21 protein-coding genes are annotated in these 20,038 nt (G+C 40.0%); 9 read left to right on the top strand and 12 right to left on the bottom strand.

The features are described 5' to 3' along the window. Positions 1 to 391 precede the first annotated feature (391 nt). Positions 392 to 1,747 (top strand): hypothetical protein, encoded by a 1,356-nt coding sequence (locus tag J4E06_RS12275; protein WP_349524218.1) that lies wholly within the window; start codon positions 392 to 394, stop codon positions 1,745 to 1,747. A gap of 61 nt (positions 1,748 to 1,808) precedes the next feature. Here the strand turns inward: J4E06_RS12275 and J4E06_RS12270 are convergent, their stop codons facing one another. Next, positions 1,809 to 2,030: a hypothetical protein gene (locus J4E06_RS12270; RefSeq protein ID WP_349524217.1), complete on the bottom strand. Its 222-nt coding sequence runs from the start codon at positions 2,028 to 2,030 to the stop codon at positions 1,809 to 1,811. Between the two features lie 140 nt (positions 2,031 to 2,170). Here J4E06_RS12270 and J4E06_RS12265 point away from each other — a divergent pair, with 140 nt between their 5' ends. Together J4E06_RS12265 and J4E06_RS12260 are read left to right on the top strand one after the other, a co-directional pair. Continuing rightward, the gene (locus J4E06_RS12265) at positions 2,171 to 2,383 is read left to right on the top strand and encodes a helix-turn-helix domain-containing protein (RefSeq protein ID WP_349524216.1); all 213 of its coding nucleotides are present in this window, start codon (positions 2,171 to 2,173) and stop codon (positions 2,381 to 2,383) included. Between the two features lie 8 nt (positions 2,384 to 2,391). Continuing rightward, complete coding sequence (locus tag J4E06_RS12260) at positions 2,392 to 3,309, top strand: hypothetical protein (RefSeq protein WP_349524215.1); 918 nt, start codon at positions 2,392 to 2,394, stop codon at positions 3,307 to 3,309. Between the two features lie 328 nt (positions 3,310 to 3,637). Here J4E06_RS12260 and J4E06_RS12255 read toward each other — a convergent pair whose 3' ends face one another. The 3 genes from J4E06_RS12255 to J4E06_RS12245 form a co-directional block, all read right to left on the bottom strand. Next, positions 3,638 to 4,405: a universal stress protein gene (locus J4E06_RS12255; RefSeq protein ID WP_349524214.1), complete on the bottom strand. Its 768-nt coding sequence runs from the start codon at positions 4,403 to 4,405 to the stop codon at positions 3,638 to 3,640. 131 nt (positions 4,406 to 4,536) lie between these two features. Further along, on the bottom strand, positions 4,537 to 5,907 hold the full coding sequence (locus tag J4E06_RS12250) for an aldehyde dehydrogenase (protein WP_349524213.1): 1,371 nt from the start codon (positions 5,905 to 5,907) through the stop codon (positions 4,537 to 4,539). Positions 5,908 to 6,323: 416 nt separating this feature from the next. Beyond that, the gene (locus J4E06_RS12245; RefSeq protein ID WP_349524212.1) at positions 6,324 to 7,115 is read right to left on the bottom strand and encodes a hypothetical protein; all 792 of its coding nucleotides are present in this window, start codon (positions 7,113 to 7,115) and stop codon (positions 6,324 to 6,326) included. Positions 7,116 to 7,261: 146 nt separating this feature from the next. Between J4E06_RS12245 and J4E06_RS12240 the strand changes: the two genes are divergently transcribed. From J4E06_RS12240 to J4E06_RS12230, 3 genes are read left to right on the top strand one after another with little or no spacing between them, the layout of a single operon-like run. After that, on the top strand, positions 7,262 to 7,741 hold the full coding sequence (locus J4E06_RS12240; RefSeq protein ID WP_349524211.1) for a DUF5004 domain-containing protein: 480 nt from the start codon (positions 7,262 to 7,264) through the stop codon (positions 7,739 to 7,741). A 36-nt stretch (positions 7,742 to 7,777) separates the two neighbouring features. Then, entirely contained in the window at positions 7,778 to 8,416 is a 639-nt protein-coding gene (locus J4E06_RS12235) for a GntR family transcriptional regulator (RefSeq protein ID WP_349524209.1), read from the top strand. Between the two features lie 58 nt (positions 8,417 to 8,474). Continuing rightward, on the top strand, positions 8,475 to 8,621 hold the full coding sequence (locus J4E06_RS12230; protein ID WP_349524208.1) for a hypothetical protein: 147 nt from the start codon (positions 8,475 to 8,477) through the stop codon (positions 8,619 to 8,621). Here the strand turns inward: J4E06_RS12230 and J4E06_RS12225 are convergent. Continuing rightward, positions 8,618 to 9,247: an NTP transferase domain-containing protein gene (locus J4E06_RS12225; RefSeq protein ID WP_349524207.1), complete on the bottom strand. Its 630-nt coding sequence runs from the start codon at positions 9,245 to 9,247 to the stop codon at positions 8,618 to 8,620. The genes J4E06_RS12230 and J4E06_RS12225 overlap by 4 nt on opposite strands. Before the next feature lie 25 nt (positions 9,248 to 9,272). Next, on the bottom strand, positions 9,273 to 9,524 hold the full coding sequence (locus J4E06_RS12220) for a MoaD/ThiS family protein (RefSeq protein ID WP_349524206.1): 252 nt from the start codon (positions 9,522 to 9,524) through the stop codon (positions 9,273 to 9,275). A 214-nt stretch (positions 9,525 to 9,738) separates the two neighbouring features. Between J4E06_RS12220 and J4E06_RS12215 the strand changes: the two genes are divergently transcribed. Further along, a complete protein-coding gene (locus J4E06_RS12215) occupies positions 9,739 to 10,821 on the top strand; it encodes a vWA domain-containing protein (RefSeq protein WP_349524205.1) in 1,083 nt (360 codons plus the stop codon). Between the two features lie 73 nt (positions 10,822 to 10,894). Next, complete coding sequence (locus tag J4E06_RS12210; protein WP_349524204.1) at positions 10,895 to 11,842, top strand: 3-keto-disaccharide hydrolase; 948 nt, start codon at positions 10,895 to 10,897, stop codon at positions 11,840 to 11,842. Between the two features lie 147 nt (positions 11,843 to 11,989). On the opposite strand, the gene J4E06_RS12205 is transcribed toward J4E06_RS12210, so the two are convergent. The 6 genes from J4E06_RS12205 to J4E06_RS12180 form a co-directional block, all read right to left on the bottom strand. Further along, positions 11,990 to 12,589, bottom strand: a complete 600-nt coding sequence (locus J4E06_RS12205) for a 3-keto-disaccharide hydrolase (protein ID WP_349524202.1) — start codon at positions 12,587 to 12,589, stop codon at positions 11,990 to 11,992. A 40-nt stretch (positions 12,590 to 12,629) separates the two neighbouring features. Then, a complete protein-coding gene (locus J4E06_RS12200) occupies positions 12,630 to 14,081 on the bottom strand; it encodes a M14 family zinc carboxypeptidase (protein ID WP_349524201.1) in 1,452 nt (483 codons plus the stop codon). Positions 14,082 to 14,083: 2 nt separating this feature from the next. After that, entirely contained in the window at positions 14,084 to 14,743 is a 660-nt protein-coding gene (locus J4E06_RS12195) for a peptidoglycan recognition protein family protein (protein WP_349524200.1), read from the bottom strand. A 191-nt stretch (positions 14,744 to 14,934) separates the two neighbouring features. Beyond that, the gene (locus J4E06_RS12190; RefSeq protein WP_349524239.1) at positions 14,935 to 15,321 is read right to left on the bottom strand and encodes a 3D domain-containing protein; all 387 of its coding nucleotides are present in this window, start codon (positions 15,319 to 15,321) and stop codon (positions 14,935 to 14,937) included. A gap of 32 nt (positions 15,322 to 15,353) precedes the next feature. Next, complete coding sequence (locus J4E06_RS12185) at positions 15,354 to 16,841, bottom strand: FG-GAP repeat domain-containing protein (RefSeq protein ID WP_349524199.1); 1,488 nt, start codon at positions 16,839 to 16,841, stop codon at positions 15,354 to 15,356. 35 nt (positions 16,842 to 16,876) lie between these two features. After that, positions 16,877 to 17,749, bottom strand: a complete 873-nt coding sequence (locus J4E06_RS12180; protein WP_349524198.1) for a pirin family protein — start codon at positions 17,747 to 17,749, stop codon at positions 16,877 to 16,879. A 20-nt stretch (positions 17,750 to 17,769) separates the two neighbouring features. Between J4E06_RS12180 and J4E06_RS12175 the strand changes: the two genes are divergently transcribed. Next, positions 17,770 to 19,134: a serine hydrolase domain-containing protein gene (locus tag J4E06_RS12175; protein ID WP_349524197.1), complete on the top strand. Its 1,365-nt coding sequence runs from the start codon at positions 17,770 to 17,772 to the stop codon at positions 19,132 to 19,134. Positions 19,135 to 20,038: the final 904 nt, after the last annotated feature.

Below are 20,038 nucleotides of genomic sequence, written 5' to 3'. Positions count from 1 at the left end.
AGAAATCCTAGTAAAAATGGATTTTCTTTGAAAATGTTCTATAAAAAAGTACGTTTTCACCCTATTTTGTATTGAAAATTTAGCGTTTACCCCATTTTCTTGTCAAGAACACTGTCTAACATCCATTAAAAATGGAATAAAATACGGTTTTGCGGCACCAGTGCCTGTCCTGAGCGAAGTCGAAGGGGAGTGGGGGCTGAACGCTTTTGATTGGGTGAAAACCCCAGAATTTTTAAGGATTTCGTGCAATTATTTTTCAGAGATATGGGTTATCTTGTTGGTCTCCAAGTTATTGACTTCCTACGAGTTACTTTCCCCCGTTGAATACCTTCATATGGATTCAAAGTTTATGGCAAGAGGATTTTATTTAAATCAATCAAAATATGCCACTATGAAAACTAAAAAAAGAAAATACTGTTTTGCTTATAGTACTTTGCTAGTTGCTTTATTCTTATTATGTGGAACAGAGATGTTTGGTCAGCTACCAGCAATAAGGGAACAACGAAAACTACCGTTACAAGATAAATCAGTAAATCAGAGTGAAAGTTTTTATTATAGTAAAGCTAAGTTAAAAGAAAACAGTGATTTATACTTTGGTAGAAAGGACTATCTAAAAGTTATGGAGTCAAGTGAGGACATCGATTCAATAATTGAGGCTTTTTCTGTTGATACTAGTTTAGTTAAAAAGGATTTGGAATTTACGCGTCGCCTGCAATTATTCAATAATGCTTTTACATTTTTTGAAGATTCTGATAGCGTGCTTATTAACCCAGAGGTGGATGATGAGTTTATTCAGGCATTGTTGGAAGAAGTTAAAACGCCAATTGATACTATTTCTAATTTTTACTACAATTATTATAATAGGCAAGTTCAAAGGTTAACTAGTGAAATTAATTTATTAGAAGAAGACGCAAATGGGAAAAATTTAGAAGAATTGATTGCATTGGAAAAACAGATCATAAGGAAGAAAGAATCACTTGATGACTATAATGGTGCAATAGAAAAAATTGAGAATAATTTTAAGGACCCAAAGGTTTTACTTCCAACGTTTAAAGGAGAGGAAGAGAAAGAGCACGCTTTTAATCGTATTTATTCAAAACGGTATGATAAATCTATCTATCTAGGAAATAGTGCCGCGTTGCAAATCAATGGAACAGGTGCGATAATAGAGGCAGAGTTATTGTCGGCTTTCATGTCAGGTTTAAGAGTTTCTTTTGGGAGTTTGATTACGAATTCAGATGTTGATGAATCTGAAAATGGAGAGGATAATACAGAAATAACGACTTCTAATACTGAAGCTTTCCAAAGACTTTTAGCAGGAGGTGGGAACCTTTATTTAGGCGTTGAATTACCCCTTCTTTTTTATCAAGATAAAAGGTTTTCCTTTTATACAAATACCACCGGAAGGCTTAATCTTGAAGTTTCTGAATTTAGCAATGAAGTGGACTCGTCCACCGGTAATGGGAATATTAGAATGAATTTTTATACCAGTATTTCAACTGACAATAGAGAATTTACATTTTTCGGATTATTTCAATATGGACTTTATTTTGGAAGCGATGCATTCTATGAAAACCTTCTTTTAGATGATAAAAAAGAGTTTGCTTTTGGGGAGTTAACCGCAGGATTTACAATAAATAACAGTATACGAGTAGCACTGATATTCAATACATTCAGTTCTGAGGAAAATTTGCGAAGCGGCAGGGTTACAATCGGAACTCAAATTCTTTCTGGACTTTTTGATTGATAATTATACAAATAAAATTTTTACGAACCCCTAATACGAGGTTAAGGTGATATATTGTTTGTTAATCACATTTATTTTGCTCAATATGGATTTTGATGACAGCTTCTTTTAGCTCATTAAGCACATGAGAAACATTTTGCCGCTCAATTTCTGAAAAAGTATCTGTCGGAAGGTAATGGAACATATAAATGGCCTTGTCCAACCATTGTGTAAAGGAAAGTATATCTCCCTCATGGCATTCTTCAAAGTAGGAGAGTAGGGGGAGTAGGTTAGTATTTGTCATTAGGTATAATAAATTAAGAATAAGTATTCCGATAATCGGAACAAATATACTTAAAAACGGATATAATTCATTGATTTAGTTCTGTTTTTCAGATAAAAGGTTCATAAAATCTAACTTTATTGAACGAAAATCAGATAAAAATGACTGAATTAGGCTTGTTTTTGGCTAAGAAATCTGTAAACCGTTCAGAGGTGGCTAGAAAAACTGGAATAAGTAAAACTCGTTTAAGCGAACTTTCAAATAGTAAAAAAACAAAGCTTCGCGCTGATGAGTTGTATTTGATAGCATTAGCCATTGATGTTGATCCATGTGAAGTTTTAAATGAAGTATGTAAAGGTTTAAAACTTAAATGAATTCATTTATGAGGTACGATATTGTGAGTATTATAATTGCAGCAGCAGTTGCAATCTTATTATTGGTTTTTAATGCCAGTTTAAGTAAAGACGACAAATACTTTATGTCAGCTATAATTGTTATTTTGATTCTTACTGGATTATATTTTTCAATTAAAGATACCAACATCAAAAACAAGGATTCTGAAACACAGAGCGTGAAACTTGACACAACAATTACAAACACAAAAATATTAAAAGAGAAATCAGATTTTATAATAGCCGATTTAAATCAGAATTTGGACAGAGTAATAAAAATAAATGATGACTTAAAAGGGTTTAATGGTCAACTTCAATCAATTGAAAAAGAAGTTGAAGAACAAATAGGATTACTTAGAAATACATTAAATCAAACCAAAGTTTTTGAAGAAAAAGTATCTGAGCAGCTACGTTTGGAAAAGAAAAAATTTGCACTTGATAGACCAATAATTAAGGCATGGGTTGATGGGTTTGTGCCAGCAATTAAAGAAGGAAAACTAGGGATTAAATACTCATATATAAATGCAGGTAAACGTGGGGCCATAGATAATATAAACAATCATATGGTCCTTTATTATAATTCAAAAAATGGAATTTACCATAGAATTAAAAGAGTTGGTGAGAGTAGTAAAATGGTTGATTTAGTAGCTGGGGGAGGCAAGACAAGTTTCACTTTTAATACCGATATCGATGAAGAAATTTTAGGGAAAGAAGTTGAAGTTTTAGTTCTAGTGTTAGTAGTAGAATATAAAGATGAAGCTACTAAGGATATATACTATGAGACCTTTACATTTTATTGTAATAATTTAAAATATGGTGATAAAACTTTTAACGTGGCAAATCCCTCTTTTATTGAAATATCCAAAACATATTTAAAAGATAACGGCTTCACGGATTTTTACAAATAATGAAATCATCATTTTATAAATAGTGCTAAAAAGCAGAGCCAAGAAGAAAATGCGGGCGAGCGTCTACGTTTATGTATATTCATTGTAATTAAATTTGAACTTCGAAACTTCATATGTGTGAAATTTTGAGTGATTATTCGTTAGCGAACCCGTTGTGGTTAGGTATTTTGATCGTTACTGGCGGATTCGGATTATGGTTAGGCTACGATAATAACAGACTCAAATTATTGAGAAGGCTCTATCAATATGTATTCTAGTTCGATTGTTCTATAATTTACATTATGTAAAATAGTATATTTCAAAACCCACATAACTATCCCCCAATCCCTTATTTCGGCAAAATCAATAACGGCACCTTTATTTTTCGAATTACAGCCTTAATGGGATTTGCTTTAAACCAAAATCGCTTGCTTCCTTTTTTGGGCACACACAACAACTGTGTATGGGTTCGTGACACATAATTTACCAATCCATCCATGGCATTGGTACTTTTACCGAATTTATAGGATACCGTTTTGTTCCAGGGAAATATCCGTTTTTGTGATGTATCTTCCGAAATCTCAAAATGACGCACCGGTTTCTCGCTGTCCCGTTGTAAATCTTTGATTACCTCTAAATCCGATTCCTCCAGCTCCGTTCCAAAAAAGCCAAGGTTAATATCCTTAAACGTATGGAATTTATCATCCTCGCCCAGTATCAGGACATTGGTGTTTCGGGTCTGGTTGATGACAAAATCCGTGATACTTTCAAAAAACAAACCCATTCTAGGCCTGCGTTTACCTAAAACCAAAATATCCGGTTTTTGCAATGCCAGATAATCCCGTATTCGGTGTTTTACATGGCCATATTCCAATTTATACGTAATCGGCAGCTGTCTCTCCTCTCCCATTTGGTTGATCATTTCTTGGATTTCGGCCTTAGTGGATTCAAAGTTTGGGTTGGCTTGGCGGATGGCTCTTCCCGGTTTTACATGAACAACCTCAATGGTACCATCCATTTGTTTGGCCAATTCCACAGCACTGGTCAATACAAATGCCGAACTTTTGGACATATCCAATAATACCGCTATGCGATACTTTTTTTGTGTGGCTTCCATAGGCGTTTATTTAATGGTCACTTCTAAAGTTAGCATCAAACTACCTATGCGTCAGGGATTTAACTTTTGTTTAGCAAATAAATGTGATTTTGTTAAATACCATGCTCAAAAATTGACGTATTAGCAACGAATCAGAATAAATGTTTGATTTTTTTAACCAAACTCAACGAAAGATTGTAAGGTGCATAACGCAGTGGAGGGTCCAACCAGGTGCCTCTTTTGGCTATGGATTTATGGTGAGAGAACAGGTCAAAGGTGTGTTTTCCGTGGTACCCCCCTATCCCCGAAGCACCCACACCGCCGAAGGGCAAATTTTTATTGCTGATGTGCACCACGGTATCGTTAATGGCCCCACCACCAAAGGAATAGCAACGCATCAAACGTTTTTGAAACTTTTTATCACTGGAGAATACATAAAACGCCAACGAGTTTGGGTATTTGGAAATATACTGGTCCAGTTCGCTTTCATCTTCATAACTGATCAGTGGTAAAATGGGACCAAATATTTCCCCTTCCATAATTTCGCTGTCCAATGTGGGCTCATCCACTAAAGTGGGCGCCAAATAGCGGTCCTTATCGGTAAAAGTGCCCCCGAACAATACCTTCTGTCCTTCAAGCATTGCTTTAAGCTCCTCGTAATGTTTGCTCGTAGCGATTCGGGCAAAATCGTTGGAAGCTTCCATCGCCTCCCCGTAAAATTCCGTGATATGTTGTCTAAGGCTGTTTACCAAAGCATCCTTTACGCTCTTGTGTACCAAAATATAGTCCGGCGCAATACAGGTTTGCCCTGCATTTATGAATTTCCCCCAGGCAATCCGTTTGGCAGCGAGTTTTATGGAAGCTGTTTCGTCCACAATGCAGGGGTTTTTGCCGCTCAGTTCCAAAGTAACCGGTGTTAAATGCTCCGCAGCACTTTGATAGACAATTTTACCCACCCTTGTGCTACCCGTAAAAAAGATGTATTCCCATTTTTCGGCCAACAATGCTTGCGAGGCCTCTACGCCCCCCTCCACCACGGTAACATATTCGGGCGGAAATACCTTGCGAACGATCTGCGCCAATATTTTGGAGGTATGTGTACTGAACTCGGAAGGTTTCAGTATCGCCGTGTTGCCGGCGGCCAAGGCACCGATCAAGGGGGAAATGGCGAGCATAAACGGATAATTCCACGGTGAAATAATAAGCACTTTGCCATAAGGCTCCTTCTGAATCCATTCTTTGGAAGGAAAATTGGACCACGAAGCCGATACCCTATTGGGCTCGCTCCACGAGTCGATATTTTTTATGGTATGCTTCAGCTCTGCCAGCGCAAATTGGGTCTCCGTGGCCAGACTTTCAAATTTCGGTTTTTTAAAATCGGCATATAGGGCATCACAAATAGCATCTTCCTGATCTAGAATCTCTTGTTGCAGCTTTTTGAGATACTTTTTTCTGTATGCGACATCTTTGGTTTTTTGTGTGGCAAAAAAGTCATTCTGAGCAGCCACCAATTCCTTTACCATAAATAGTTTGTTTCATTAAATATAACCAAACAAAATAGGAATTATGGTAAAATAAAAACTTACTGAAGAGACAAGCCTCGGGGTATTACCCTCCCAGAATAAACCATGTCATCAGGTCCTCCCTTAATCCCTCCAAAGGAGGGAAACCTCTCCCCCTAGGGAGACCGGAGAGGGGACCATCCATAAATTTATAGAAAGTAACTACAATAAAACCTGACTGCCGTCAGCTAAGTTTACAGGCTTTTAGCCTTTAACTAGATAATAAAGAAACCGTCCAAAAAGCAACAAAATTTTGATTTGTCAGGTTGAGCCTGTCGAAACCGATATTGATTATCGGTAAGTTGAAAATATTTCGACAAGCTCAATATGACATCACCTTACTTTTTAGACCTCCCTTCAGTTATATTTTAAAGGTATTACAAAGTAATCTCCTCGGTAGCTCCGTTTGGATAGATAATCGTTGCCACATCGTCGCAATCTCCATTACCAAAGTCAACCGTAACGGCCAATCCATTTTTGGACACGACCATAGTTCCACTGGTAATGTTTTGGCAAGTGGAATTTCCTTGAAGGCCATCCAAGATTTCCACAGCATAGGTATTTTCATCGGCTTCCACAGTCCATGTGCCAGTAAGGGTGAATAGGGTGCTTTCCGCATTCTGATCAAAGCTGATGGTCAATGTTTTAGTGCCCATTTCGGTAATTGTATAGCCATCCTCCAGTTCGATGGACATATTGCTGGTTACCGTAAAAGAACCCGTAGTCTCGGTACTATTGGCTGTTATTTGGTAGGTTCTGGTGCCATTTAGTTTGATGGTTCCAACATAAAAGTCCGTAAACGTTGCTGTAAAGGAAGCGTTCCCTTCACCGGTCTCGTAGGTTACGTTTACAGTTCCATTTACATTATCTGTTCCGTTGAGCACACAGTTGTTGAACGTTGCGTCAAACCCAGAATCGGTATAAGTTGCACTGTAGCAATCATCTTTTGCTGTTGATGCATTTTTAGCGGTTGTATTTCCATTGTAGAGCTCTGCTATGGCAAAATCCGCAACCCCTCCAATTTCATCGGTAGTTAAAATAGTTTGTAATTCAGTTTCCGTAATGGCTTCGCCTTCACCGGGCATACCATCTTCACTACAAGATTGCAAACCAATGAGAGCAGTCGCAACAACAGTGAAGGATAAGATTCTTAGGCTAAGTTTTTTCATAATTATTTAGTTAAGTAATTTTGATAAAAAACGAAACATGAGGTTTTTTAGTGTGGTTAAGGGGTCTTAATCGATGAAATGCATTCGGATTTGAAGCATTATTCTTGAAATTATGTTATTTTCATCCAATTATAAATTGTGGTCCCATGAAAAACATCAAGTTACTTACCTTTTTGATTTTACCTTGTTTTATGATGATTTCCTGCAGTGAAGACGGGGATGATGGAGAATCTGGGTTCAGCAGCGCCGAGCTTGTGGGCACTTGGAACTTGGTTGAAGTCAATCTAAGTGCCAATGTTGATATCGATGGAGATGGAACATCATCTGCCAACCTATTGGACGAGTTGGATTGTGTTTCTGGAACCCTTGTATTAAATGCTGATACCACTTATCAATATGAACAATCCAACTTTACCATAACCGCTATCACCAACAACCAGTATTTTGCCGATTGTAATGGCACCAATTTGGCAACTGGAGCCTGGGCCAGTGATGGTTCCGAAGTTGCTTTTCAAGGGAGCAGTGTTTTGCGAGGCAGCTTTCAGTTGATGGGCAATAGAATTATTTGGAGCGAAGATGAGGAATTGCCCGGGGTGGAGTCCTTTATCTATGAAAAAAGGGAGTAGGCACCCTACCCTTCTTCTGATTCCGAACCTCAAATTATGGGCAAACTTTCTGTTTTAAGAGATACCATCAAAGCGCATTTATTGTTGCAGATTCAAAACGGGGAATTACAAGTGGGCAAAACCATTAATTTGGCGGCACTTTCCAGAGCTACAGGGATAAGTGTGACCCCTATCCGAGAAGCGTTGAGCCAATTGGAGCATGCACAAGTATTGCAGGCTGTGCCCAATCGCGGCTTTGTTGTCGCCAAACTTTCCAAAACCGAAGTCAAAAACCTTATCGAAATCGTTGCGCAATTGGAAGTGATGGCCTTAGAGCACGTTGAGTTCAATGCCGATGAGATGGATGTTTTAGGTCAACTGCAATCTAAAATGGAAATGGTGGATAGTTTGGCCGAAGGGCTCACGGCTCGATTCCATTTTCATAATCATTTAGTGCAGCATTGCACCAATAAAGTGCTTTTGCAAATCCTAAAAGACCTTAAACTTAGACTTCACTTTTACGAATACGACTTTATCCAGGATTTTGATTTTTTCAAAAAGCTGAGCAACCAAACCCGCTCTGTAGTCGAGGCCATCGAACAAGATAATGTACCTACTGCTGCACTGATTTTACGCATGCATTGGATGTCCATTTTAGAGCATATCGAAGGACAAATCAATCTTAAAAAAGGTTAATCTTCTGATTGTCAAAATAAAATAATAGTAATTTCGTTTTAGGTAAAATACTTTTCCAATGAATTTTTTAAATAAGGAAATAGCATCACGTACCAAACGAAAAAATTCAAGATCATTGGTCAAAAGACAAATTTCGTGCGGAACCTTCCAAGACCTCGAAACTTTGGATTTGGACAATCATAAAAGAGCCAAACCAAGAAACTAGCCCCTCTCCCGCTCTTCCAACTTCTTTTTTACAACATCATGGTCTGATGGTGAATTCGCATTGAACAGCACCTGCGCATCCTTTGAATGGACCAATTTGATATCCGTATCCATCAAAAACCTTTTTGGACTAGGATTATTTGTGTTTTCCAGAAACACCAAGGCTTTATCCAACCCTTTGGACTCCCAAATACACACCAAAGGCTCTGGTTCACCCGTTTCTGAATTTGCAAAGCTCGTTGCGGACTTTTCAGGATTCCGTTGTTCAATCAATTCCTGCAATACTTCCAAATCTATAAACGGGAGGTCACAGGCCAGCACTAGCCAAGCTACATCTTTATAAGCTTCGTGTGCACTTAAAATGCCGTTGAATGGTCCTTTATACGTGTTTTGGTCCACTATGGTTTTGATTCCAAGCGGAACTTCATCAAGCTGTTTTTCCTGAACACTCAGGAATACATCGTCACAAACCTTTTTTAAAAGTTGATATAAATGCTCCCGTTGTGGCGCTCCGTGATAGTTCAACAGTCCTTTGTCCTCTCCCATTCGTGAGCTCGCACCACCCGACAATACCAGTCCAAACAATTTGGATGATTTTGTGCCAGATATTTTGGAACTTGGTTTCACGATTTAGATTTGTTCAGTACATGCATCAAATTCTCGGTGGTGGAATCAAGGCAATTTCGTCGTAAGAATTAATTTTTTCATTGTCCGTTGCATAATTTTGATTCACGGCAACGGTCACCTTGGAAATGGATTTGAGTTCTGGGTATGTATTTTCAAGAAATTTTTTGAGTTCCCCTACGGTACTTGGGATTTTTCGGCCCGTCAAGCTTGCTGTTGGAACCGATAAGGTAGGTGTTCCAATAATATCTTTGGTAGCTCCGAACAAAAGTATAGTCATAATATCAACCTATTAGCGTTATTGTTTGTTATTGGTTTTGGTTAGATAGGTTGGTGTGTTTTGTTGGAGTGAAATTATTAAAAATTGCTTGGACCCCCACTATTTTAACAAGCCAATATTTCTTTTAACTTTTCTTTAGTTCAATTCTTTTGATTGTGAATACTTTTCGACCAAATTAAGCGTTGTGGATGCAGAACCTTAACTTTATATGAAAATGAAACGCATACTTCAATACACATTCCTTTTATCCTTTAGTCTTATTTTATTTTCCTGCGGAAATGCAGATGATGATGTCAATTTTGACATCAATGACAGTGAACTTGGACTTGGTGGCGAGCCGGATGATTGTTTGGGTTTTGGTGAAAACGAGGTGCTATTATCCATTCAAGATGAGTTTACGACCTTGCCAGGTAAAGTTTCCGTGCTCTTTAGGGTTTCGGATTTGATGGGCAATCCAATTTCAGGATTAGCTGCGGATCAATTTTCCATTTATGAACAAGGACGAAACGATGATTGTTTCAATTCCATATCCCCTTCGGAATCTTTTGCGCGGATTTCCCCGAACACACAAGTATTCAACAATAACACACTTTTAGTATTGGATTTGAGTAATAGTGTATTGGAAAGCAGCTTGGATGAATTAAAGGCGGCTACCACCAGCTTTATCAGCAATGTAATGCCGACACCAGCTAATGAATCTTTCAAAATGGCGATTTATTGGTTTGATGGTGAGGACGAACTTCATTTATTAAACCCATTAACGTCATCTGCAACCGAATTGACAGCCTCCGTAGATGGTATCACAACGGATATCAGCAACGACCCTTCAACAGATTTGTACGGGGCCGTGATCAAGTCAACCAACATTGCCGAGGATTTGCTCGATGAAAATTCAGAAGTAATCAACGCGGCATCATTGGTTTTGTTCACCGACGGTACCGACCAAGCTTCCCGATACAGGGAATCCGATGCATTAAAAGCTGTAGAAAAAGCCGATAGAAATATTTCTTTTTTCACGATTGGACTTGGTGCGGAAATAGATACCGAAGTTTTAGAACAAATCGGTAAGACTGCCAGTGTTTTTGCCAGCAATTCGGAAGAACTGGAGAACACCTTCAACGATATCTCCGAACGTGTAGAGGAGCAAGCCGGAAGCTATTACCTATTTGAATATTGCACTCCAAAACGTGACGGCAGTGGTGAAAGCAATTTGGTAATTCAGTTGACGCACAATGGACTCCAAGGTGCCGTGCAGACCAAATTCAGCGCCAACGGTTTCACGGGTGGTTGCGAGTAGATCCAAGCACTTTACCGATCAGTTAATTTTTGGATTATACGTATCTTGTTCTGCAATAAAACTAAACAGATATATGATGACCCAAAGAAAAACGATGTACACTTTCGTTTGCACCTTACTTTTAGCTTTTACAAGTAGTCTTTATGCACAGCAAATTAGTCCTTTGGAGGGCAGATGGGATTTGGAAATGGACTTTATGGGGAAGACCTCCCCGTCTTGGTTGGAAATCAGACATTCGGGAACCGCTACGCTTTTAGGCCGTTTTGTCTTCGCTTTTGGTAGCGCAAGGCCCATCGCGGAAGTGGAAACCTTCGGAGACAACAAGTTTACCTTTAGTATTCCCAATCAATGGGAACCCAAGGGCAGCGATATGATTTTTCACGGCGAATTGGATGGCGATGCATTAAAAGGGACATTAATTTATACAGATGGTTCTATCATCAACTGGACAGGCGTAAAAGCCCCCGAACTGGAATATACCGAAAACCCAAAATGGGAAAAAACCATTGAAGTATTCAACGGAAAAAATCTTTCTGGATGGCACGTAGATGGTGAAAATAACCAATGGGTGGTAAAAGATGGTATTTTGACCAGTCCTGAGTCTGGCTCCAACCTAATTACCGACGAAAAATTCCAAGATTTTAAGCTCCATGTAGAATTCCGTTACCCAGAAGGAAGTAATAGCGGCATCTACCTACGCGGACGGTACGAAGTACAAATTGTGGATAGCGAAGGTTTGGAGCCTTCTGATATTTATTTAGGAGGAGTTTACGGCTTTTTGGAACCTAATCAAAACGCTTCCAAACCTGCTGGCGAATGGCAGACGTATGATATTACCTTGATTGGACGAAGAGTAACGGTAACCCTAAACGGTAAAACTGTTATTTCCGATGCTACCATTCCCGGAATTACAGGAGGCGCATTGGATAGCAAAGAAGGAGAGCCCGGTCCATTTATGATTCAAGGCGATCACGGCCCTATTGAATATAGAAGCTTTGAAGTGACTCCGTTGAAAAATTAGGGGTTTGAAAAATATGTAAGAGGCCGTTTGAAATCGTCTTAAACGTCAACCTGAACTTGTTTCAGGTTCTCATAGCGCTTGTACGCAATATGATGAGATTCCGAAACAAGTTCGGAATGACGACAATCCAAACAGCCTCTTTTTATTTTAGTCCAAAGGAACCAGTTCTATGTTTCGCCATTTTACGCGAATACCACCTCCATCGTGTATTTGGAGGGCAATGGCACCTTCACCTTCGCCTATTTTTTCATCTTCCAGATGCACCATTTCCACATCGTTTAGCCAAGAAGTGACTTCAGGACCTTCCACTCGGATTTTCATCGTGTTCCACTCCCCCATTTTCAGGGCCTTGTCTTTCTCGGGATTGGGTTTTATCAACCAACCTCGCCCGTAAGACTCATAAATTCCGCCCGTATCTTTGCCTGGAGGGGCTACTTCCACTTGCCAGCCCGTTACTTTGGTGCCTTCAAAGGTGGAACGGATAAAAACACCACTGTTGCCGTCGGCTTCTTGTTTAAATTCTAAAGTCAACTCAAAATCCTTGTAGAATTTATCCGTGGCTAAGTATCCATACTCGCCTTTTGGGCCACTCTCACAAATTAATAAACCATCTTCGACAAACCACTTTTCTTCTCCGTGATTGATCCAACCGTCCAGATTTTCTCCATTAAAGAGTTTAACGGTTTCTTGTGCGAATGTCAATTGTGCTGCCAACAGGCATAATCCTACTAAAATTTGTTTCTTCATTGTTATGTGCTAAAAGGGTTATTTACTTGTTTTAATAATTTTATTTGCCATTGATCAGTCCATTGCCCGTATGCTGCTGGTTCAAGGGTTTGGAAAGGTCAATCAAAAAACCATTGATTACGGCGTGCGTCAACTTGCCATCTTTCTTTAAAAAGAAGTTGGGGTTGATACCAGGTTGTATGCTAAAGTTTTTCAATTCAAATCCATCATTGACCAAAACCAATGGGAAATGAACAAACTCACTGTTATTGGGCTTTTCTGTTTTTACATAGGCCACACCGTTCCTTAATAAACTCATGGGCTTTTCAATACGTTCCACTTTTGCCACCTTTGGTGGAACTATGGTGTACCCCTTGGCATCAAAGGTTTTGTATGCATAATAGGTGGATAGATCACCTTGGTCCGCCACGGTACTTTTGTAATAAAATTCATTGTGATTTTTTAAATCGACTTCTTGGTTATAAATGCCAAGGTCAAGAATGTAGGCATCGCCCAAAAGTTCGTAGGTGACGTTTTCAATTTTTAAATCGAGCAGCATTCGGTCGTTGCGTGGAATTTTTTCGTATTCCTCTATTGGAATATTCTTAAAAGATTCATTGGCAATGGTATACAAAGCAGACAGGATTGAAACATAGTTCAATTTTCGGATTTCCTGCTTCTCCGGGTCACCCGGATATCCGCCAGATTCAATCAAAATTAAGCTGGTGCCCCATTTGGCAATATTATCTCCAAAAGCGCGAGGTTCAAAATCGTCGCTGTACCGCCCTACTTGTCCAGGAGCATAGTTTTGAATGATTCTATCCATAAACACAATGACCTTCATCGCATTGGCGCGCACTTCGTTAATGTCTTTTTCATAATTGTAGGCCGTGGCCAAATAAGAAATGGTAGCGGGCTTGTTAGTACGTTCGGCATTGTAATATTTGCTTTGGTCGTGCAGGTTAAATCCAAAATCGGCATCCAAACTGTCTCGCAGCCTTTTTAAGGTCTGCCCTTCTGGAGATTGTAATCGCAAAGCATCACGGTTAATATCGATGCCCAAGGCATTTCTTCGGGTAAACACTTCTGCCCCATCAGGATTGAGCATGGGTAAAAAGTGAAGCTTCAATTTGGAGAGTATGGCCTCCTTTTCTTCTTGAAACTCCGGTGCATTCAAAAAATTCAGGATATCAAAAATAGCTTGGGTGGCTGTTGGCTCATCGCCGTGCATTTGAGACCACAAAAATATATTGCTGTCCCCCGACCCAATACTGATCAAATGTAAATCCCTGCCTTGAATGGACTCCCCTACTTTTTGCACTTCAAACTTTGGATTGGCCTTTAATTTTTGGATTAACGGCTGAATATCAACGTGTTTTATTCTTCGCTTACCTATGCTCGGCTCTTTGTAATTCTCATAAGTTTCATACAAGTTGGAGGTCAATTCATCTTGTGCGCGCATGGAAAATGCAAACATTAACAAGATTGCGAAGGTCATTGATTTTTTTATCATTGCTATTGCTTTGTTGGAACAGGCTTAAAGTTAAATTTTTTAGTGGCTTTTCGCACCTTTTCCACAAAATCCATTCCCGGGTCTGTTTTTTCGGTTCGATAGCCATCATCCACTTCTAACCATAGCGGATGCCCTTCAAATGAGGTGTATTCTTGATGCCCAATCACGTAATCGATATCATATTTTGAAGCCAGGTACTTCACCAAATAAATATTGGATTTGAGCTGTTGTTTGGTCAATGGAGTTTCTTCCGTACCGCCAACATTTTCAATGCCAATGGCACAATGGTTCAACCCTATCGTGTGACGGGCCATGGTGGTTTCGGGTATCAATCGGTAAATGGTGCCGTCTCGGTCCACCAAAAAATGTGAGGATACGTTCAAACCGCTTGCGCTCTCAATATTGGGACGCCAAATGGGCAGTGTGGAACGATTGAACACTTCAAAGGACTTCTTCAACGATGGGGTGGCGGTCCAATGCAGCACCACCATTTTCGGAGTGATTTCGGGAGTATTTTGGTCCAATCCATATCTGTTCAATAGATATTCCTTGGTCAACAGAATGCGTTGTGTATCAAAAATAATGGGGATGTCCACAATTTCCTTTTGCGTGGAGCATGCTCCCAGAGCTAAGGCAAATACTAGTAAGCTAATTTTCTTCATCAGGTAAATTTATTGAACTCGCAGTGCATTAAATAATTTTTTATTTTGAACACAGTCAATTCGAGTGAAATTTTGCAAAAATTTTGTATCGAGAATTAAGTTTTCAAAGAAAAAGTGCTGTTCTCGATACTCATTTTCTACACTTTGTTTCGAAAATAAACTCGAACTGACGAGTTTTTCATTAAAATCTACTATTGTTTTATTGTGTCAATTGGAACGGCATAGCAAATAATAAGTCTTTTTTTGCCCCATTCCCGAGCTTTTTTCACGTCTTTCCCCATATAGATGTCTATTCGGTTGCGCCAACGTCGATGCATTTTATCCTTTACATAAAAAGTATCTGGAAAGGTATCGATTCGAACCATGGTATTATGGGTCAACCCCATTTTTATAAGATCTCGGGAAACGGCTATACTTTTCATACCAGGTTTTAAGGTGTCTCCCCAAGCGGCTACGGATGGGTTTATGCTATCCGTTTGCCAAAAAACGGAATTGTATGCTGATGCGGTTACCTCATGGCCATACCACTTGTATTTTGGGAACGGTTCCACCGGCTTTTCATTTTGGGAACACCCCATCAAAACTATAAACCCTATGAAAGTCCACTTTTTCAATACAATACGTTTTCCAAGACCATGATATCCACATTATTGTTCTTCCAACGTTCGGTCAATACTTTGGGAACTGGAGTAAAGCCTAAAGTTAAGGAGCTTAAGACAATATCCTCATCGCCATCATTATCAATGTCCGAAGCATCCATTAAAAACCAGCGTGCTTTGGAGGGGTCTTCCAAAATATTGGTAGTAAAGGTGTAATTCTCGGAATTCTGATTTTCCAGAAAAACAAAACTAAGCTCTGGAAACTCTTGATAATTGGGAAATGTGCTGATCAAGGCAAAATCCAGGTCTCCATCTTGATCAAAATCTCGAGAGAGTACCCGAGTCGCCCCGTACATGGGGTAAAAGAAAGCTTTGGAATAGGTATGGTCCCCATTATTGAGATAGATTCGCATACCATGATAAGGTTTGTGCACATAGGAAATATCCGCGTTATCGCCCTGCACCGTAATAATATCCTCGAGGCCATCACCATTGTAGTCTACCAATTCAAACCAACTAGTTCCAAAAACAGGACTGAACTCCAATATATTTTTGGCCTCAAAAACCAAATTTTCCGTTTGATAAAAAACAGTAATGCTCTCCCTGCTTTGGGTCATTAAGGCCACAATATCTTTTTTTCCATCATTGTCCATATCCCTGACCACGGTTTTAATGGCACCTGGAAGATTTAGCAATACTTTTTTGTAGTAGCCTCCGGAATCATTCGCTACCATAAGTGATAGTTGTCCCGACTCATTGCCAAATTCACTGACGACAAGTTCATTTCTGCCATCATTGTTCATATCCTCCAAAAGTGTATGCACCGGTCTATGAAAATTATGGTCCATTGTGAGGGTGTCATCACCTATTTTTTGAATCATTTTTCCCTGGACTGCTTCAGAAGGACGAATAATGCCCACTTCACTGATAACTTCCATGGAATCCTTTTTACTGTACCAGGTTACCGGACTTTTTCCTTGGTAAATTGCGTTTGATTTTTCTTCACTAAAATTATAAACACCCAGGTTTCCTGAAAGGTCACCATAATAAATTTCGTTATCCTTATCCAAAAATTCCAGATAAGTGATCATAGCCCCGTTTTTATCATCTACGGAATGGGCTTTTGCTTTAAATTGCTTTAGGGTATCGGCCTGCTGAATGGTGATCGCCTCCAAATATTCAGGAGCATTGGAAACGATATAGTTTTCCAGCTGTACCCACTCTTGAAGGGTTATTTTTGGCCTAAAACCATTTTGAGAGGTATTGGAATCTTGGTACAAGCCTTCCACTTCCATACGCTCCATCATGGCAGGAAGCACCGAGTTTTTCCAGACATTCTTGGGCAATGCATCAATTTTGGGCGGTAGGTGGCAACTCGCACAGTATTTGGTGTAAAGTTGGGCTTCTTTGGTGTCTGGTTTTTCCTTTTTGCAGGAACCCATCAAAATAAAAAGCACAAAAGAGAATAAGGGATAAAAAACTACCGGTCTGTTTGGCATTGGTCGGTCAGGGTGTCGAGGTTTTTGATTCGGATTTAGTTGGGCAATGGCACATAGGTGTCATCGTTTTCCATCATCACAAAGGTTTTATCGGCCCAAGCTTTTTTGGCCTGATCCAATTTTTCTTTGCTGGAAGAAACGAAATTCCAATAAATATAACGTTCCTCGGGAAAAGGTTCGCCCCCGAACAGCAATAAATGCGTATTTGGTTGTAGTTTGATGTTGCAGGTGTCCTCGACCTTGGAGACCAAAATGTTTCCCTCCCCCACCGTTTCTCCACAAGCTTCAATGCTGCCTTCCACGATGCAGATACCGATTTCGCCTTTTAAATTTCCATTGACATTGAGGGTGTAGGATTCCTTGGCTTTCACTTCTACCATAAAAAGATTGGAATGCACCGGCACGGGTGATTTTTTTCCGTACCCATCCCCGGCGACCAATTTAAATTCGGTACTGCCATCGGCCCATTTGGGAATGTCTTTTTCATCAATATGATGGAATTGGGGCTCCATATCCTCCAGTTCCTTTGGCAGGGCTACCCAAATCTGATAGCCATGTGCGGTAAAAGTGTTGCCATTGCGCATATCTTGTGGAGTACGTTCGGTATGGGTCACTCCCTTGCCTGCGGTCATCCAGTTTACGGAACCGGGTCTTATCCGTTGATGGGTGCCAAGACTGTCCTCATGGATAATTTCTCCTTCCAGCATAAAGGTCAAAGTGGATAAACCCATATGCGGATGCTGATTCACATCCATATACTTTTCAGGCCCTAACCGTGTGGGACCCATATGGTCTATAAAAATAAAGGGGCCGATCATGCGCTTTTTACGGAAAGGAATTAGTCTTCCCACTAAAAAATCGCCAATATCTCTACTTCGCTCTTCAATGATCAATCCGATGTTGGACATGTTTAAATGTTTATATTTAGATGCAGAAAGTTACAAATACATCCTATACCATGAAACTACTTAAGCGTATTTTGCTGCTCCTCCTTGTTGTGATCGGAGTGGTCGTTTACCTGAATTACCCTAAACTGAACATTATTTCTGGTTATGCTGCCAAAAATGCGGCTTCTGGGGTCTTTGTGGCCGATCGTTCAGCGGCGAGTATGAACCAATATGACAATAGCGCCCCATTGATCGAATTGGCTTCCACAGAAGTTAACCAAGCAGAACAATCAGCATCATCGACCGTTTATGGTTTGATGAAGCGTACCGCTGTGTATCGTGATGGATTGGGTGCGGTTTTGATAAATGATGATTACGACCCCGAGGCATTGACCATTAGACCGCAAAGAAATCAACCTGCGGATACCATTCCCTATCCCTATGGGCAAGCTGCTCCAATGGATACCGTATTGCCGGAAGTGGATATGGATCAAATCAACAAAGCGATGGCAATGGCATTTTCCGAGCCCGAAACACAAAAGACACGGACTATGCTCATTTTGTACAAGGGGCATTTGATAGCTGAAAAATATATTGATGGCTTTGATAAGGACACCCCCATTTTGGGTTGGTCCATGACCAAAAGCGTGCTGGCCGCCTGTTATGGTATTTTGGAACATCAGGGCAAGTTAGAAATGGATTGGCCTGCTCCTATTCCTGAATGGAAAGATGACGAACGCCAGAACATTACATTGAACCATTTGTTGCGTATGCAAAGTGGGTTAGAATGGGACGAGGATTATTCGGGCATATCCGATGTTACCCGTATGTTGTTTTTGGACAGTGATATGACACAGGCGCAGCGCAATAAAAAAGCAGTTGCTGAACCAACCGAAATTTGGAACTATTCCTCGGGCACCACCAATCTATTATCTGGAATTCTACGGCAGCAGTTTCGAAGCCATCAAGAATATTTGGACTTCCCCTACTCCGCCTTGATCGATAAAATTGGAATGTACTCTATGATTTTGGAGGCTGATATTGCAGGGAACTACGTGGGGTCTTCCTATGCATGGGCCAGTACTCGTGACTGGGCTCGTTTTGGGCAATTACATTTGAACAAGGGCAATTGGAACGGAGAGCAACTATTTGATTCTACTTGGGTGGATTACATCACCAAGCCCACGATTAATTCTGACGGTACTTATGGCGCACACTTTTGGCTCAACGCCGAAGGAAAATATCCTGATGTGCCCAACGATATGTTTTCTTGCAATGGTTTCGAAGGCCAACACGTATTTATGATTCCTTCCAAAGATTTGGTCGTTGTACGAACAGGTTTGGCCGAGGAACCGTATTTTGATGTGAATGGCGTGCTGTCAAACATCGTAAAAGCAGTACCATAAATCGATGGGATATACTAAAACTCCCGAAAAACCACAGAATTAGGACACTTCACAACAATAATTTCGTTTACGGGAACACTCGTGGTAGTTTTATAATGTAATTAAAACGAAAGTAATTTTTTCATTTTCATATAGTGTTCTCGTAAAAGAGTCCTGACCCAAGTGGCAGGGCTCTTTTCAATTTAGGACTATCTGTAACAGTTGGCTTGACACGAATTTCACGAAACACACTAATAGTTGTCATTCTGAGCGCTGCGAAGAATCTCACGATTGCATCAAAAGCCAGAAAACCGCATAAGGTGCTTAGTGTCATTTCGAGCGCAGTCGAGAAATCCAGATTCTTCAGTCGCTTTGCTCCTTCAGAATGACAATTAACTTTAATGGATACAATCTTGGTATTGATTGACACGAATTCCACGAAACACACTAATTTAATCCGATGTCATTTCGAGCGCAGTCGAGAAACCCAGATGCTTCAGTCGTTCCACTCCTTCAGAATGACTACGCCAGGCAATAATTGACCAAGAATTACAAGAAACACCCCGCTGACAACAGTTGACAGCTACTTCACAACAATAATTTCAACAGCGCAGAGTTGCAACCTACATTTACATTGTAATTAATCAGAAAGTAATTTTTTCATTTTCATATAGTGTTCTCGTAAAAGAGTCTTGACCATAACGGCAGGGCTCTTTTCTATTTGGGGCTATCCGTAACAGTTGGCTTGACACGAATTTCACGAAACACACTAATAGTTGTCATTCTGAGCGCTGCGAAACATCTCACGATTGCATCAAGAACCAGAAAACCGCAGAAGGTGCTTAGTGTCATTTCGAGCGCAGTCGAGAAATCCAGATTCTTCAGTCGCTTTGCTCCTTCAGAATGACAGTAAGTAATTGTAAAT

This window comes from Allomuricauda sp. NFXS6, from assembly GCF_040148835.1.
Lineage (GTDB): Bacteria > Bacteroidota > Bacteroidia > Flavobacteriales > Flavobacteriaceae > Flagellimonas.
Note: the sequence above shows the minus strand (reverse complement) of the source record. Positions and strands in the feature narration are given on the sequence as shown.

What these genes read in the sequence shown, in the direction of transcription:
- J4E06_RS12275 (WP_349524218.1), top strand. Translation starts at nt 392, where the DNA reads ATGAAAACTAAAAAAAGAAAATACTGTTTTGCTTATAGTACTTTGCTA.
- J4E06_RS12270 (WP_349524217.1), bottom strand. Translation starts at nt 2,030, where the DNA reads ATGACAAATACTAACCTACTCCCCCTACTCTCCTACTTTGAAGAATGC.
- J4E06_RS12265 (WP_349524216.1), top strand. Translation starts at nt 2,171, where the DNA reads ATGACTGAATTAGGCTTGTTTTTGGCTAAGAAATCTGTAAACCGTTCA.
- J4E06_RS12260 (WP_349524215.1), top strand. Translation starts at nt 2,392, where the DNA reads ATGAGGTACGATATTGTGAGTATTATAATTGCAGCAGCAGTTGCAATC.
- J4E06_RS12255 (WP_349524214.1), bottom strand. Translation starts at nt 4,405, where the DNA reads ATGGAAGCCACACAAAAAAAGTATCGCATAGCGGTATTATTGGATATG.
- J4E06_RS12250 (WP_349524213.1), bottom strand. Translation starts at nt 5,907, where the DNA reads ATGGTAAAGGAATTGGTGGCTGCTCAGAATGACTTTTTTGCCACACAA.
- J4E06_RS12245 (WP_349524212.1), bottom strand. Translation starts at nt 7,115, where the DNA reads ATGAAAAAACTTAGCCTAAGAATCTTATCCTTCACTGTTGTTGCGACT.
- J4E06_RS12240 (WP_349524211.1), top strand. Translation starts at nt 7,262, where the DNA reads ATGAAAAACATCAAGTTACTTACCTTTTTGATTTTACCTTGTTTTATG.
- J4E06_RS12235 (WP_349524209.1), top strand. Translation starts at nt 7,778, where the DNA reads ATGGGCAAACTTTCTGTTTTAAGAGATACCATCAAAGCGCATTTATTG.
- J4E06_RS12230 (WP_349524208.1), top strand. Translation starts at nt 8,475, where the DNA reads ATGAATTTTTTAAATAAGGAAATAGCATCACGTACCAAACGAAAAAAT.
- J4E06_RS12220 (WP_349524206.1), bottom strand. Translation starts at nt 9,524, where the DNA reads ATGACTATACTTTTGTTCGGAGCTACCAAAGATATTATTGGAACACCT.
- J4E06_RS12215 (WP_349524205.1), top strand. Translation starts at nt 9,739, where the DNA reads ATGAAACGCATACTTCAATACACATTCCTTTTATCCTTTAGTCTTATT.
- J4E06_RS12210 (WP_349524204.1), top strand. Translation starts at nt 10,895, where the DNA reads ATGATGACCCAAAGAAAAACGATGTACACTTTCGTTTGCACCTTACTT.
- J4E06_RS12205 (WP_349524202.1), bottom strand. Translation starts at nt 12,589, where the DNA reads ATGAAGAAACAAATTTTAGTAGGATTATGCCTGTTGGCAGCACAATTG.
- J4E06_RS12200 (WP_349524201.1), bottom strand. Translation starts at nt 14,081, where the DNA reads ATGATAAAAAAATCAATGACCTTCGCAATCTTGTTAATGTTTGCATTT.
- J4E06_RS12195 (WP_349524200.1), bottom strand. Translation starts at nt 14,743, where the DNA reads ATGAAGAAAATTAGCTTACTAGTATTTGCCTTAGCTCTGGGAGCATGC.
- J4E06_RS12190 (WP_349524239.1), bottom strand. Translation starts at nt 15,321, where the DNA reads ATGGGGTGTTCCCAAAATGAAAAGCCGGTGGAACCGTTCCCAAAATAC.
- J4E06_RS12185 (WP_349524199.1), bottom strand. Translation starts at nt 16,841, where the DNA reads ATGCCAAACAGACCGGTAGTTTTTTATCCCTTATTCTCTTTTGTGCTT.
- J4E06_RS12180 (WP_349524198.1), bottom strand. Translation starts at nt 17,749, where the DNA reads ATGTCCAACATCGGATTGATCATTGAAGAGCGAAGTAGAGATATTGGC.
- J4E06_RS12175 (WP_349524197.1), top strand. Translation starts at nt 17,770, where the DNA reads ATGCAGAAAGTTACAAATACATCCTATACCATGAAACTACTTAAGCGT.